At 59.1% G+C, this 14,615-nt stretch carries 17 protein-coding genes and 1 pseudogene; 3 read left to right on the top strand and 15 right to left on the bottom strand.

The annotated features are described in order from the left end of the window. Positions 1–498: 498 nt before the first annotated feature. From OYT13_RS04430 to OYT13_RS04420, 3 genes are all read right to left on the bottom strand, one after another. Positions 499–837 carry a hypothetical protein gene (locus tag OYT13_RS04430; protein ID WP_268567325.1) on the bottom strand — a complete coding sequence of 113 codons (339 nt, stop codon included), beginning with the start codon at positions 835–837 and terminating at the stop codon, positions 499–501. A gap of 149 nt (positions 838–986) precedes the next feature. Then, positions 987–1,214, bottom strand: coding sequence for a hypothetical protein (locus OYT13_RS04425; protein ID WP_268567324.1), 228 nt, complete (start codon positions 1,212–1,214; stop codon positions 987–989). 189 nt (positions 1,215–1,403) lie between these two features. After that, positions 1,404–1,955: a DUF4339 domain-containing protein gene (locus OYT13_RS04420; protein ID WP_268567323.1), complete on the bottom strand. Its 552-nt coding sequence runs from the start codon at positions 1,953–1,955 to the stop codon at positions 1,404–1,406. 182 nt (positions 1,956–2,137) lie between these two features. On the opposite strand from OYT13_RS04420, the gene OYT13_RS04415 reads away from it, so the two are divergent. Next, a complete protein-coding gene (locus OYT13_RS04415; protein WP_036661778.1) occupies positions 2,138–2,482 on the top strand; it encodes a helix-turn-helix domain-containing protein in 345 nt (114 codons plus the stop codon). On the opposite strand, the gene OYT13_RS04410 is transcribed toward OYT13_RS04415, so the two are convergent. The 8 genes from OYT13_RS04410 to OYT13_RS04375 form a co-directional block, all read right to left on the bottom strand. Continuing rightward, on the bottom strand, positions 2,460–3,098 hold the full coding sequence (locus tag OYT13_RS04410; RefSeq protein ID WP_268567322.1) for a hypothetical protein: 639 nt from the start codon (positions 3,096–3,098) through the stop codon (positions 2,460–2,462). The genes OYT13_RS04415 and OYT13_RS04410 overlap by 23 nt on opposite strands. Positions 3,099–3,100: 2 nt before the next feature. After that, positions 3,101–3,397 (bottom strand): hypothetical protein, encoded by a 297-nt coding sequence (locus OYT13_RS04405; RefSeq protein ID WP_268567321.1) that lies wholly within the window; start codon positions 3,395–3,397, stop codon positions 3,101–3,103. A gap of 123 nt (positions 3,398–3,520) precedes the next feature. Next, positions 3,521–4,327, bottom strand: coding sequence for a DUF4942 domain-containing protein (locus OYT13_RS04400; RefSeq protein ID WP_268567320.1), 807 nt, complete (start codon positions 4,325–4,327; stop codon positions 3,521–3,523). Positions 4,328–4,425: 98 nt separating this feature from the next. Continuing rightward, the gene (locus tag OYT13_RS04395; RefSeq protein WP_268567319.1) at positions 4,426–5,397 is read right to left on the bottom strand and encodes a hypothetical protein; all 972 of its coding nucleotides are present in this window, start codon (positions 5,395–5,397) and stop codon (positions 4,426–4,428) included. Next, on the bottom strand, positions 5,394–6,320 hold the full coding sequence (locus OYT13_RS04390) for a recombination directionality factor (RefSeq protein WP_268567318.1): 927 nt from the start codon (positions 6,318–6,320) through the stop codon (positions 5,394–5,396). The genes OYT13_RS04395 and OYT13_RS04390 overlap by 4 nt, the downstream gene beginning before the upstream one ends. A gap of 41 nt (positions 6,321–6,361) precedes the next feature. After that, complete coding sequence (locus tag OYT13_RS04385; RefSeq protein ID WP_268567317.1) at positions 6,362–7,357, bottom strand: YqaJ viral recombinase family nuclease; 996 nt, start codon at positions 7,355–7,357, stop codon at positions 6,362–6,364. A 72-nt stretch (positions 7,358–7,429) separates the two neighbouring features. Beyond that, positions 7,430–8,398: a DUF932 domain-containing protein gene (locus OYT13_RS04380; protein WP_268567316.1), complete on the bottom strand. Its 969-nt coding sequence runs from the start codon at positions 8,396–8,398 to the stop codon at positions 7,430–7,432. A gap of 303 nt (positions 8,399–8,701) precedes the next feature. Next, on the bottom strand, positions 8,702–9,304 hold the full coding sequence (locus OYT13_RS04375) for a hypothetical protein (RefSeq protein ID WP_268567315.1): 603 nt from the start codon (positions 9,302–9,304) through the stop codon (positions 8,702–8,704). A gap of 321 nt (positions 9,305–9,625) precedes the next feature. Between OYT13_RS04375 and OYT13_RS04370 the strand changes: the two genes are divergently transcribed. Both OYT13_RS04370 and OYT13_RS25215 read left to right on the top strand, forming a co-directional pair. Continuing rightward, positions 9,626–10,501: a hypothetical protein gene (locus OYT13_RS04370; protein WP_268567314.1), complete on the top strand. Its 876-nt coding sequence runs from the start codon at positions 9,626–9,628 to the stop codon at positions 10,499–10,501. After that, entirely contained in the window at positions 10,417–10,602 is a 186-nt protein-coding gene (locus OYT13_RS25215; protein ID WP_442796481.1) for a hypothetical protein, read from the top strand. The genes OYT13_RS04370 and OYT13_RS25215 overlap by 85 nt, the downstream gene beginning before the upstream one ends. Before the next feature lie 286 nt (positions 10,603–10,888). Here OYT13_RS25215 and OYT13_RS04365 read toward each other — a convergent pair whose 3' ends face one another. The 4 genes and pseudogenes from OYT13_RS04365 to OYT13_RS04350 all read right to left on the bottom strand — a co-directional run bounded on the left by OYT13_RS04365 (position 10,889) and on the right by OYT13_RS04350 (position 14,594). Next, positions 10,889–11,785 (bottom strand): LysR family transcriptional regulator, encoded by an 897-nt coding sequence (locus OYT13_RS04365; protein ID WP_268567313.1) that lies wholly within the window; start codon positions 11,783–11,785, stop codon positions 10,889–10,891. 128 nt (positions 11,786–11,913) lie between these two features. Continuing rightward, a complete protein-coding gene (locus tag OYT13_RS04360) occupies positions 11,914–12,888 on the bottom strand; it encodes a TauD/TfdA dioxygenase family protein (protein ID WP_268567312.1) in 975 nt (324 codons plus the stop codon). Between the two features lie 226 nt (positions 12,889–13,114). After that, positions 13,115–13,159: pseudogene (locus OYT13_RS25210) on the bottom strand (hypothetical protein); the annotation flags it as partial. Positions 13,160–13,310: 151 nt separating this feature from the next. Continuing rightward, positions 13,311–14,594, bottom strand: a complete 1,284-nt coding sequence (locus OYT13_RS04350) for an MFS transporter (protein WP_268567311.1) — start codon at positions 14,592–14,594, stop codon at positions 13,311–13,313. Between the last annotated feature and the right edge of the window lie 21 nt (positions 14,595–14,615).

Below are 14,615 nucleotides of genomic sequence, written 5' to 3'. Positions count from 1 at the left end.
GCGTTAGTAAGTATTGGATTTATATGGTGGTTTTTTGGCTATTTATAATCGAGTGGGGATGATTCAGAGCGTGTTTAGGCCAGCCCGATCCCTGCACGGTCACCGGGCCATTGACGTTAGGGACACCCGTGGCAGGCGGCCTCCCGCCAACTTGAAAAAGCGCGCCACGCTACGGGGCGCTTTGCGTCTGTGGCCGCTCGTGGCTCTTGTGGACCGCCCCGAGGCGGTTCACGTGTTTCCTTACCTCCCTCGCCGACTGGAGAGCAAGGGAGGATCACCCGTCTACCGCGCAGAAATGGCCGTTGTCTGATGGATAGCGGTCATTTGGCCGGCCCAGCGACGAGCAGGACAACAGTCTCCTTTTGGCCGGAACGCGACACTACGCCGAGCGGCGCCCTCCTAATGGCACGACAGGGTCTACGGGCGGCTGGCGGAAAAAGAAAAGAAGCGACAAGCGAACGAGAAGCACCCGGTCGGGCGCTTCTCGTTTTTGACTGGCTACTTCATGTATTTGACGGTCACGGTGCCAGCGACCTTATTCTTCCCGATCTCATAGTCTGGATCATAGGTGGCGAGATTGTGCGCAGCTATACCAATTGCGGCACCTACGCCCAGAATAGCCGCCGGACTAAATATCGTTGCTAGGGAGGCAGAGCGATATTCCGTGTACACGCGGCATTTCAAATCGGATTTTTCGATTCTTCCTTCGATCATCTCGACGACTTTGCCGATGTCGGCGACGCCCACGACCTGAAATGAGGCGCGAGTGGAGATCAACTGGTTGAGCCTGCCGGTATTGAGTTCGTCGGCGGCGAACTTCTGAACGTCGATGGACATTTTTGGTCCTTCCAAGAGTGGGCATTTCGGACGCTGGGTTTCGTCGGCGTGTTGGCCTGCGACAATGCGGCGTTGCCGTGTTCCCCGTCAGCGGCTGATCTGGCGTCCGACAGTTTCCAAGTACATATGCGGGGCTGTGGGATATGGCCTCAGTTGCAGTTGCGCTGATCCTGGAAGTCAAAGTCGCTCAACTTGCCCCACCCGACGACACGCCCAGCACCCTGATTCGGGTTCGGTTTGTCGTAGTCCGGCACGGTCACCAACTGGATGTACCCGCCTGGCGCTTGCGCTTTGATGGTGAACGCTTCCATCGAGGTGAGCGCGCGTTTGCTTGCGGTGGCATTCGGTGCGTCGGCGACGTTGATCGGTGCCTTCATGACGAACCGCCCTCCTGGGCCCATCTTCGTTTTCGGAAATACACACTGTCCGACGTGATTGGCCGCGAACGCGGTCGACGAAACTACAAAGCCGATGGCGAGAGCCGTAGCGATTGTGATTTTCTTCATGATTTTCCTTGTGTTAATGGTGATGCGGGTGAGGGGCTGATTCGCCGTTTGTCGGGCTGGTCAGGCGAGCCCAATGAGGACGAAGGTTGCAATCCAAACCCAAAAGTAGGCTTTGGGTTGGCGCAACGAGGTGGCCCGCTTCCACAGGTACACCGGCACGATGAAAGCGAACTTGCCAAAAGCCGACGTGTCGACACCAGCTCGCTTGAGCTGCCGGTCGTCCAGCAAGCTCAAGCCAATGTTGACCATCAACGTGATGTACCAATACTGGTTTGACCGCAACGCTGCGGTAGCTGCCGCACTGGCCATATAGTCGGGGGCAATGGCAGCGGCAAAGGTCGCCTCAAGAAGTGCCCCGATGATTGGTGCGAACGCGAGGATCCACACGATCGTGTTGCCAATGCGTGTGGTCGGCAGCACCGGTGGCGCGCTTGCCAGACGTAAATGCACCGCGAGATCAGTTTCCGCAAGCTGCGTCCAGTCTGCTAATCCTTGCGACCAGACGAGAGTTTTCCCGTCGATCGTTCGGTTCTGAATCAACGCCCCGATCTCGATGGCACTAATCGCCCCGATGCGCTGGCCGTTCTTTTCGTAATGCCACGAGTCCGTCATGAAGCACCTTTCTCCTTAAAGGTTTGATGTGTTTACTCTACAAAGATGGGCGAACCATAGCCTTGTCCACTGACCGCAGCGTCACGGCTGGTTTTCGAGGCAAAGGATCAGATTAGATTTGTAGTATATAGTCATCATTAATTGATGTGTTTACAGCGTCGTTAATCAGTCGTCAAGCAGGCATCCTGCCGCTCATGACTGCCAAACGCCAGGACGCCACTGCTGCTCGCCAACCGGCCCCCATCTCGCTTGCCTTAGGCAAGCGGATCAAGCAATGTCGGCATGCTGCCGAGAAGTCCCAGGAGACACTGGCGTTTGAGGCACACGTGGATCGCACGTATATCTCTGCGATCGAGCGTGGGGTGGCGAACCCGTCGATTGAGACGATCGCTAACATTTGCCACGTGTTGGGTGTGACGCTCGCCGAGCTGTTCGAACCGCTCGGCAAAGTGTCCCTGGCGCCCACTGGCACTCGCCGTGCGAATGTGGCGACGCCGCCGGAGATCAAGCGTCAGCGCCTGCGCTAATGACATCGCGGATCGACACGCCGCCAAGTAATTGAACGCCTCGGGAAGCCGATGGCGACTGATATCGAAATAGCGTGTCGCTGTGTCGGGCAAGACGCGCATTGAACCCGGCAAGTCCAGGCTCGTTTCCCGCCGGGTCAATGAGCAACAGTGCTTGCGTATCAAAAGCGCGACCGCCTCCACGTCCCTCAATACCAACAACGAGCGCGGCGCGCCATTTGACCGGGTGCCGTTGCTGCCAGCCGATAATGACCGGCCATCCGGCGTCGAGCTCGCGCTGCACAAAGCATAGTAGGCCGCGCCCTGTGGCCGTACACATCGCAGGGCGCACGCCAAGATTCAACTCTGCGATAAAGCTCGCCAGTTCTGGTAACGTCATCCCGTCTAAATAATGCGGCCAAGCGTCGTCCCATACCTTCTGCTCTGGACCGCTACCGTGGTACGGCAGATAGACGGGATCCGTCAATTTGCCGAGTAGCGCAAGTGCCATGGCAACGCAGTGCAACGTGCTGCCGCCGTCCCAGTGACCTTGTCGACTGAACAGCGGGTTGCCTGTTTGCGCGATGACTGGTTGCTGACCTAGCCGGATGGCTGGGTGAAATTTCTGAATCAGCATGATCAATACTCTTCAGGCAGCAGAAGAGTCGTCGTCGACCGGTCGGCCTCGGTGATGATCCATACTTTCAGCTCTCCGCCCAATGGATAGCTCGATAGCACACGCCGCCCTGCCACGACCGACAGGTCGTTTTGCTCCCGATCAGCTTCGGGTAAGTCGCCCCAGTCGCCGCAGGCGTGGCGGTTGACCAAGGTAAAGATCGAGGTGCCAGCTGACTGGATGGCATCAACGGCGGCAGGCGTTGCCAACAAGCGGCCGAGCGGCAGGCGAGCGCGTCGGATGGGTAAAGTGGAATTCATCAAAATATCCTCCTAGATAGGGGCGAGCAGATACCTCCGAACGAATCGGACGTGCCGTTGAATGGAACCAATGGGGAAATGCCAGACGCAGAACGCGTCCGTAGGTTATGGTTGTTGCAGTAGCTAGCGAACTTCGGATGCGAGTGCGTTGGGGTAGTGCTTGGCGAGGATCTTATTCACTTGGTCGACCAGATCGGCGCGCAGGAACGTCAAATGACAATTTCCATTCTTGAACCAACGCAACTGGAAATAGGCGTTTTCGGCCTCCGTCTCGCGTAGACGCTGGGCGTGCAAAATGAGCGACGATATGCCATGTCGATGATCCGGCTCGGGCTTGCCATCGAGCACGCTGAACACTCGCGCTAGATCGTCCCGTTCGTTGGTGGCGTGATAATTTGAGCACCCTTGGGAAAGGAGATAGCGCACGATGATGCGCTTGCCGAAGCTGAATGGCGAATTGGATTTGTAGTCCCACGACAGCCGGCGAAAGCACTGAAGCACGCCGCGCTCGAGCATATCGCCGCGTGCGCCGTAGAGCTGGGCGAACGTGGCTTCGATATTGGCGGCGGTGAGTTCTGGCACGTCACCCTCTGCGATCTGCCGGTTCCACTGCTCACGTGCCTTGGCGTCCATGAACGTACGCATACCGGATTCCGACAGCAGGTGGTTCCAGCCGTGGGCATCGATGAGGCGCACCATGGCGGCTTGGGCTTCGTCGCGTTTGGCATAGTCGCCGGTGACGCTGGGACGGTCGCGGCAGCCGTAGCTTTCGTCGAGGACTAGCCGGGGAAAGCGTAGGTGCGCTGCGGCGGCGAGTTGTTGAGCTTCGCCGAGCAGGTCGAGTGCGGCGTGGATGCGCTCGACGATAGCCGTGCGCTGATTGGCGAGGTTGGCGATGCTGATGCTCTTGACGAGGTCGGTGGTGTCCATTGGGCATGGAGGGTTCGGTTTGAACGGGAAAGATGAGAGTGGGCATAAGCGCCGGGCAGCGTGCCCGGCAGCTATGCCGTGATGTCACGATCGGCAGGCTAGGACAGGTCGGCCAACTGGCGGCGCAGGGCGATAGCCCGAGCTTGCGAGCAGCCGAGGTGCCGACGGATGTCTGCAACGGTGGGGCGCAGCCTCCCGGCAGCAATGTCACGAGCGAGTTGGGTGGCGCCGTGATCGACGGCTTCCGGCGTAGGTGACGGTATCGACAATGGCGTGACGGGCTGTTCCGGCATGGCGTGACCGTCACAGTCAGCGTCAGCGCCGTCGTGACTTTCTGCGACTTCCGGCGCGACTGCGGGCACGACTGCCGCGAGTGGTGGTTTGCACCGAGAGCGAAGCGCGATGGCCCAAAGGAGACACGCTACGCCTTCCAGGACTGCCGCAAATGCCAGCCCAGTCAACAGATCGACGCGCGCTCCCGTTGTACCGAGTAACGCAGCGAGTCGTGCGGTCACGGGATTGATCGTCAACGCGTCGTGTTGGGCGATGGCGCGGTCGTCCAACGCTTGCGCGCGACGAATATCGCTGGCCTCTGCTTCCAGTGCATCGAGTCGGGCAGCCAGCGCGGCACGTCGTACCGCCAGAGTCGTGCATTTACCGGAACACGACTGGGCGTTAGCGACCGCCAGTCGTGCCAAGACGTCCGCTCGTTCTCCCATGACAACGGTAAGACTGCGCTTCAGAGGTGTAGCCAGGACAATGGGCACGGCGTCAGCGCGGATCTGCGCGGCGTGCTGCTGGGCGAATAGGAAGAAGTAGGCGTGACTGTTGATGATCGCGAGCATGCATGCGGCCCACAGCCAGTAGCCTACCCACCGGATGCCACCCGTAACACCTCGCAGCAACGCGGGCAACAGATGGGCGCTCATTACCAGCACGACGCCTAACGTGACCCACACGACCCGCTCGGCGAGCGTGCCGCCGCGTTGCCCGCCAGCAATGACCGAAATGCTGATCGCAGTGGCCGTGGCCGCTACGGCCAGCCACAGGGCAGGACGATCCCGGATCATGCCGCCAAATCTCGCTGATCGGCCCCGAGTAACGCGGCTCGCCGATCCAGCCGCTCCTTGAGACTAGACGGCGCAGTGGAACTGGGCACCCCGCTGTTGCCATCCGGTTCATCGTCACGTGATTCCGCGGGATAGAACTCCTCCGTAACCGCCGCGCTGTCTTCGATGGACTCTTCGAACGTGCCGTTCCGAAATCCGGCACGCGCTGCGGCGTCGAGTGCAGTCTGATCGAACCCAACCGCCTTTCGCCGCGCATCTAGTTCGCTCGCAACGGTGATCGCTTGTTCCAACGTACTCCCGCTTCGCACGCCGACGTCCACGTAGTAGATGGCCGAGCGGTAGCTTTGCGTGGTCGACTTGCCGCGTAGCTTCAGTTCCAGTGGTAGACATGCGAGCCGGTTGCCCGACACGGCGCTGAAGTAATGCAGGCGTGCGGCAAGTGTGCGAATCGAGTTGTACGAAGTGGTGCGGAAAATGAACGAGCCCATTTCGTCTTCGTCCCCAATGAGCACATTCAGGCGCCCATATGGTTTGCAGGCGCCACCTTGACCGAAGTCACAGGCTTCAGGGGACGGGCACGGCAACTCCTCGATACCGCCGCCGCCGGCTCGTCGACAAGTCTCGCCATTGCCGACGCACACGGGACGGCCCGACTCACGGTCGAAGCACGAGTACTCGGCGCGAAGGTTCAGGTCTGGATCGTTGAACAGGAGTTGAACGGGAATTGCACGCAGCTTGCCGGTATTGGCTTTACGCAGAGATTCATTCAGGGGGTGCAACATCCAGCCGTCGCGCTGCTGGATCTGGGTGGTCAGGGTGAACTGGTCGTCCTTTTCGGGACGACGTTTGCCGTTCTTCTCGACGACACGACCAATGGAGATCCGCCCAATGACGGGCGGCGTAATCGCAAGACCTTTGAGCATAAGGGACTCCTTGTTGATGCGAAGGGGAAGGTAGTGACGATCTAGACCTGCACAAGGAACCGGCGAGAACCGGGTTTCGTGATGGCGTACTGGATAGCGAGTTCGGGCTGATCGGCTAGCAACCGCTTGAGGTCAATGCCGGTGCCGTCCTTGCTGCGCTTGTAGGAAACGGAACCGGTCTCGAACTGCGCCCGGTCGGCTTCACCCATCGCTTGCGCGAGCGTCTGTTTCAACTGCGCTTCCACTGCCTGGCGAGATTCGATCTCGGTGCGTACCGAGACGAGATCGGCGAATGTTGCGGAAAGTGCCCGGTCATCCGTGAAATCGACCGTGCCGCCTGTGCCTGGATAGAGGCAGCGCAATGCCCGATCGGCCGATGCCGAGCCGTCGGCGGGCGGTGGAGTATCGGTCTGTACGTAATGCCAAAACGCCGCTTCGAGTTCGATCAATCGGGCAATCAGCGCGTCATCGCGAACAATCCGATGCACTTCGAGTGTCTGGCCGCATAGCAGCACCGCTATGTCAGCGGCGAGTTTCCCGGTGACGGCCAACTGGTGTTGGACCTGGAGCTGCACGTATTCCGGCACCCCGTCGCGCCATAGCCGAGCGCCGAACTCGCCCGCCGTCTTGCATTCGAGAATCGACACCTCGGGAGCGCCGACGATCTCGCGGTCGATATTGGCGAGCATCCAGGCAACGGTGGGATGCCGGAGCACGGCGTTGACGCGCCTCACTCGACGTCCGGTCTGTTTGGTGTAGGCCGCAGCGACGACCGGTTCAAGCAACGTGCCCCAATACACGGGATCGGTGGTGTCGTCGGGATCGGGCTTGGGGAGATCGGCGTCTCGCCCGGTCTTGATCATCCACAATTCCAGACGACTCATGTAGGGACTCAGTCCAACGGCGGCAGCAGCGTCTGAGCCGCCGATGCCTTTTTTCCTGACCGTTAGCCAGTCCTCGCGAGACAATGATGCCGTCTCGATTAGCCGCAGAGCCGGACGATGCCGGTCACGACTGGCAGGTTCGGGGTGTGACATTGCAACCTCCAAAAATAAGAAGGCCCGGCGGGATAGCTCCCGGCCGGGCCGTATGACGTAGTGTCGAAGGATTCACGCAACCAGCTTCATGGCCTCCTCCCAGGCTTTCTGCTTGAGTGCCGCGCCTGCGCCGAACCAGGCCGCATCGCGCCGGTGATCGTCGCTGCGCGCTCGCCGATGGTGATCCACGTGCTCGGTGATGGCATTGACCAGGCCCCATGCGGTGCCCGCTGCGGATGCCAGCGTTGCTCCTTTACCGGCCCCGACATACAGCTGCGCCACCGCCTTGACGGCGCGCTCGTTGACCGCAATCGCGTCACGATCTGCTGTACTCGTAGTGGAATAGGTGAGCACCCGGCGGAAAAATGCCTCGGCGGTGGCGTCGGAGACATTGCGTTCTGCCAACGCCTTGGTGCGGACCATAAAGGCGTCCCACGACGAGACGGCGATGCCGAGCTGACGTTTGACGGTCTGTGCATCGAACTGAGAGCGATGGGGGACTTTGACGGCACCCACATTGTTATCTAGTGCAATTGCCAACGTGTTATTGCAGACGACGCGCACCGATGTGAATTGTGCGGTGGTAGCGAGCGTGCCATCGCAGGCCGTGGCGAGCAGCAGATAACCCTTGAGCTCATCGCGGCCTTTGAGCGTGCCACTCTGGCCGGTGCGTGCGAGCGCCCACAGTTTTCGGCCCTCCTTCAGAACGCCCGCCGTTTCGAGCACGAACCCTCCGACCTCGGTCAGATCCTTGTAGAAGTCCAGGATCTCGGCGGGTTGCACGACTTGGTAGCGAGCGGACACGACGGACAGCGGTGCTTTGGTGTCGGAGCGATACAGGACCTTCTGATCTGGGAATGCGTGAATCGAGCCAAGATCACGGTTGCTGGCAGCGACAAAGCGCACTTCGGCTTCTTCGATGCGCCAGTCCATACCAGCGGCTTTTGCCCAGACGTCGAGCGATTGTTTCGGGGCAAGTTGGTTACCGAGACCGTGCCAGGGTGTTGCGCCGACGTAGGCCATGGATTGAACGAGATGCATGGATTCTCCTGTTAGGGATAGGAAGTGTGGATGGCGGAGTGAAGCGGCATAGAGCCCGGCGCTGGCCGGGCAAGATGACGCGGACGGAAAGCGAAAGAAATGCGCCAGAGTGGGCGCCGAAAAGTGGAGGAAGAGTTAGGAACAGCCGGTGTGAGCGTTAGGCCACCGGACAGCGAGTCTCAGTGGGCGGCGCACATCTCGATACGTGGCGCACAAGTGCGGACCAGAGGACACCGGCCAGGAAGGCGATGGCGAACGCCACCAGATATTCGAGCGGGGATGGCCCAATCATAGGACGTTGCGTCAAGCCGAAGCGTTGAACGTATGTCCGCATGCGGAGCAGCGATGATTGTCGAGAACGTTATCGTCGATGACTTCGCCCATGGCAGCCCCTGCTGCACAGCCTGCCGCACTGGCGGCAAGCCCCGCGAGGATGGCGCCCGCGAGTCCACCGAACACGGAGCCGATAGGGCCGGCGATCAGTCCCACCGTCGCACCGACTTCGGCACCTGACAACGTCATGGCGACACCGCTCGTTGCACCGGCGACCGCGCCAATGGTGCTACCCGCCTTTCTGGCCTGATTGCGCTTTTCGATACGGTCGGATCCGCATCGAGGGCATCGTTGACGCTCTGGTGTCGAGTGAGCCTCAGCGGTCTCTGGAGTCGGCGAGGCCTCGCCAAAACTGCCGCTGTCGCTCCACTCGTTTCGATTGACGGAATACGTGTAGTTGCGCTCGTCGATATCCGTGATTTCATTGTTCACGTCTTCTATGGCCGGCTCCTGCGCCATCAGTCCAGCTTGGGGGCCGTAGTGTTTGCGTACTCGCGAAGCGATAAGCCAGGCGGCGACGCACATCATCGTGATACTGACAAACAGTGTCGGGTAGAGAAAATTAGAATGCACATGTCCTCCGGAATCGGCCTTCGGGCGGGATCGCGCGAAGGAAGCAGCCGCACGGTAGCGGGCTCAGTTCCGTGATATGTGGTTGAAATAATCTTGAATCGCTCGAGCCAGCGCGCTCAATATCCTGGCGCAATTGAGTCTGTCCACGGGGGGCATGTTTTCGCGCACGACATCGCCCAAAGCACCGTACCTCGTCGAAACAAATCCGGCGTTCACGAGCACACGCGCGTTCATTTCCAGTGACTATTCTTCAAGCAAATTGGCTGGGACCCTTCGCACATCGAAAAACGTCTCAGAGACGGCTTCTACGAGCAGCGCTTAGTGCGTGATCAGATTTCCTCCCTGACCGGCCGTGCGCGACTGGGCCAGCACTCCGATCTGGAGGTTCAGTTTCAGGCGCAAATGGCGTCGGGGGCAAAACTTGTGCGAGAACTGCACCTGGCACCGGACGTTGAGCTCTCGGCGGAGCAAGTGGCACGCCTGACCCACAGCGTGGTCATCGTGGAGGCTCGTGTCGTCGACGGCCAGCGGGTGCTCGTGCCGGTCGTGTGTCTGGCGCGCACCGATATCGAACTGTTGGGCAATGGCCCAGTCAACGCTGCACGCGACGTAGCTCTCAAGGGCGTGAATTCGTTCGTCAACAGCGGCACCGTCATAGCAGATCGTGATCTGCATCTTGATGCCCAATCCATCGACAATTGCGGCGGACGCCTCGAGAGCGGTGAGCAGATGGCACTCGCGACGCGCGGAGATATGGACTTGATGTCGACACAGTTGAAGGCGGGCAGCCTGCGTTTGGATGCCGGGCAAGCATTGATTCTCGACACGGCGGCCGCGGCCGTCGATCAACGCGGTGCTGACGGCGCATTTCGCGGTACGACGACCTTGGGCGCGCGAGCAAAGCTCGACGTCGCATGGAGATGCGTCGATAAAGACCGGGGGGCAATTTCCGTCAACGGGCGAGCGATGTGTCAGTCAACGGCAATCTGCACACGGACATCGGTGGTTACTGGACGCTTGAATCGCAACAAACAGGTGAGAAGAAGGTTGTTGCCCGTGCTAACGGCATCTCCGACACGCATTTCAACGAAGCGCATTGCAGCACCCTCCATGTGGGCGGTAAGTCAGATATTGTCGTTGGCAAGGATTTCACCGTTCGGGGCGCTCAGATCGCACTGGACGGAGGCGGTGCGATAAAGGCCGATGGCAACGTCACGCTTGATGCGGCGCGCATCACCTCAACGCCCAACAGCTCCAGCGCGGGAGGGGACCGCACGGGGGACTATGCGGAAATGTAGTGGTTGCATCGATCCGATCAGACCTTGTTAGCCACCCCCCTCAAGAGCGGTAAAGGGATCGCGATCAAGTCGGGCCAAGACATCGCGGTCAAAGGCAGTAGCATCAGTCTGGACACGGGCAAGCTGACGCTTACACCGGCGTGCTCGCGGAGGTGCGGCTTGATGGGCCTCTCGGCGTGCTGGGCACCGATGTCACTGACATTCATAACCGCCATGCCGCCAGTTATATGGACTGCTGCAGCAACTGTAGTAATTCCGGCAGCAGTCCAGATAGTTCGCCAGGATGTTAGACGACAAGGTTGGCTTTTAGGAACGCCAGCAGGGACGCAGCGGTTCGATTTCCAGCATCGGTTTCGGGCAGGATTGCGGCGACTTCGACTGCCTCGATGGAGTCAATCGCGACGGTCACGAGCGCTTCATCGTCCATCGAAATTTGCGACGATGCGCTGATTTTTGACACCACCGTTACGCCCAGGCCGGCTCTAACAAGCTCAATTGCTGACCACGCATCTCGAACCTCGAAGTCAAAAACACAATGGAGGCCGGCAGTTGTGAACCATCGCTCCATGATGGAGCGAATGACGCCACCAGGTTTCATTGCAACCAAAGGTACCGACGCGAGGTCAGCAGCGGTTACTGCCCTCGCTCTCGCCAACGGGTGCGTCCGAGGAGCTACGCAAACCAGCTCGTTTGTGAACAGCGGTTCCACAATAGTCCGACTTACATTAACCGGCAGCGATACGATTCCGATGTCTGCTAGGCCGTTGGCGATGTTCCGAATGACGGCCGGTCGATGCGTCGCGTCCAAGTCGATGCGCAGGCCAGGATGGCTCGCCGCGAATCGACCAATGGCACCAACAATAAACGTGTTGGAAAATGCAGAGGTGAGCAAGATCCGCAGAGTTGCTCGGTGATGCCCAGCAATCTCGAGCGCTGCGGCCTCAATGCCCGAGAGCCCGTCATACAGACGGTCCACCTCTGCAAGCAACTGATATGCCTCAGCGGTGGGGGTGAGTTTTCCCTTCGCACGATTGAAGAGTGAAAAACCGACGGTAGTCTCGAGCGTGGAAATTTGATAGCTGACGGCGGGCTGCCCGATGGACAGAACATCTGCAGCGGCCGTCATCGAACCGGTACGCATCACTGCCCGAAACGCCTCAATTTGCCTGAGTTTGAGTCCCATGATGGGGTGCGCCTTCGCCGCCGTCACATTCATTTCTGGAGCTGCCAAGTGAGAGCGGAGACGCGAACCGAAATTCGCTTCCCCGTGGGCACGTGGCATCCAACGACCGCGTGCAGTGTCTGCAGCTCTTACGCAGCGACCGGGCGCTCCCCCTCCACTGTCGTGCGGTGCATCAGGCGCGAGGTCGAAGGGTCGAACGCGTCGCGATAATGCATCAGGCAACGATTGTCCCACATCATCATGTCACCGGGTTGCCATTGCTGGACCCAGACGTGGCGCTTTTCGGTCACGCGCGCCCACAGGTCTGCAAGCAGTTCCTTCGCCTCAGCTTGCGGCATTCCGACAATCGTTTGACGGTTCAACTCACCGCCGAGATAGATGCAAGGCTTCTTCGAATCACCATGCAGACGCACGATAGGATGGTCAACCCCCGACCAGGTTGCGTAATCTTCATTGTCCGGCTTCGTCTTGTTCAGTCGAACTTCACCGCGACCGTCAATGACGTTTTGGTGGTGAATCTCTAGACCCTTCAGACGTTCCTTCAACTCGTCCGACAATGCATCGTAGGCCGAGTACATATTTGCGAAGTACGTGTTACCTCCTTCCGGCGGAATCTCGATGGAGCGCAGGATGGCAGCCGAAGGCGGACGTTCGACGAACCACGTGTCGGTGTGCCAGTTCACTTCGCCATCGCCCAGGTCGCCTGCGGCCGTTCCGTCTACCTTTTTCTTGTTACTGATGACGAGGATTTCCGGGAATTCTGCATTCTTTCCCTGTTGCAACTGGCGCGGGTGAATGACCGGCGGCCCAAGGCGCTTGCTGAAAGCAACCTGTTCCGCATCGCCAATCTTTACGTTGCGGAAGCGAACGAGCGGGTACTGCTTCCAGACAGCGCGGAACTGTTCGATGGTCTCGTCACTGAGGGACTCGAACGGGAAGTCAGGAATTTCCGCGACGAAATCGTCAACGAGCGGGGTGACAGTGAAGTTCATTGCTAAAGTCTCTTTAATCGTTTGATAGGGACGACGCACGGTATGCCAGCGCTGCATCGTGAAATAATTGTGTCCCGACAAAACAACCTTGCCCAATAGAGCGTGAGGCATGCCTTATCGAAAAAACTGATATCCATCTGCGCATAGGCTTGGTCGAGGATCCGCGCAAGTGGAAATGGCGGCGGCGTCAGCACTCAATGACGTTGACCGCCAGGCCGCCGTGCGAGGTCTCCTTATACTTGGTCTTCATATCGGCCCCCGTCTGCATCATTGTTTGATGACAGAATCCAGCGACGCGGAGGGGCTCAGCAAGCACACGCGCTAGTAACGTCAGCGAGCCCGAGTCATCCAACGCTCGTACGAACATCGGTGCCGCACGCATGGGAGCAACGGTGTGTGAGCTGGATGAGCCAATACCAACCTTAAAAAGATCAAATACGCTCACTGTCATTGTTGCGCCCCTCTCTCTCCAGTCATGAAAAGGGCGGGCACCATCCGGCGCCCGCCTAAGTACTACCCTTTGGAGAAACTCATTAACGGGCGCGAAGTTGAACTGCGTCACCACGCCATGCTGGCAGAGTAAGAATCACGAGGCCCGAGACGATTGCGGCGGGAATGAGCAGAAGCGACGGTGCGGCAGGCATGTGCAGAGTGGCGATGAGCCACGTCGATGCGAGCGGAGAGAAGCCGCCAAAAATCGAAACAGACAGGGTGAAGCCAACACTCATCCAGGTCGTGCGAAGTTTCGTCGGGAAAATCTCGCAGATCATTGCCGGTGCCGGACCAGAGAACAGCGCGAACAGGGCGCCAATGCAGCACTGCAAGAGCAACACCTGCGTAAACGTCGCTCCGCTCGACATCACGTGCAGAATCGGATACGCGGAAATTGCAGTAAGAGCGCAGCTTGCGAGGAGCAACGGCTTACGGCCAATACGATCGGAAAGTGCGCCAGCAACGGGCAATAGAAGGGTCTGAACCAGCAGTGCGATATTGCTCGCCAGCAGCGCTTGCTCTCTTGCAAGGCCAGCCTCGCGCTGGGTGTACGTCACCATATAGGCGTTCACCAAGTACGACATGACGGTCCAGAAGATGGTGAATCCAAAGGCTTTGAGGCCGAGTTTGAACGCTGCGCTGCCTGCCACAGGAATGGTCGGAGCTTCCTTTTTGCTTTGTTCGTATTCGGGCGTTTCCTCGGTCTTGGCCCGCAGGAAAATGCTGAAAATGGAAATAGCGATACCACCAGCCACGAAAGGCAAACGCCAGGCCCACGCATGCACAATGTCCTCAGGCACAAGCGACAGCAGCGACGCAACCACTGATGCCAGCAACGCGGCACAGGATGCGCTCACGGTTTGGAAACTACCAAAAAAGCCGCGACGCTCTGGGGGCGACGATTCAACAATAAAGGCTGTGGACGTCCCATACTCGCCACCAGCAGCAAAGCCTTGGAGTGCGCGCAACGAGACCAACAGAATCGGGGCGGCAACCCCTATCGTTTCGTAGCTGGGGACCAAGCCAATACCAATGCTACCAATCGCCATACAGGTGACGGTCAAAACCATGGCGGGCTTGCGTCCCCTGATATCACCGATGCGGCCAATGACAATGCTGCCGATGGGGCGAGCGACAAAGCCAATGCCGTAGGCTGCGAACGTTTGCAAAAGCGAAACGACAGGGTCTTGGTTTGGGAAGAACAGCTTGGCGATTGTCGCGATAAAGTACGCGTACACCGCGAAGTCATAGAATTCGAGGAGGTTGCCGCTCGCTGCTGCAATCACGGCAATCCACGTCTTCCGAGTTGAGTTGTAGGGGGTCATGGAACGTCCTTCTGCTTCTTC

Origin of the sequence: Pandoraea sp. XJJ-1 (assembly GCF_026802345.1) — a bacterium.
GTDB classification, from domain to species: domain Bacteria; phylum Pseudomonadota; class Gammaproteobacteria; order Burkholderiales; family Burkholderiaceae; genus Pandoraea; species Pandoraea cepalis.
This window is presented reverse-complemented; position numbering and strand designations above follow the sequence as displayed.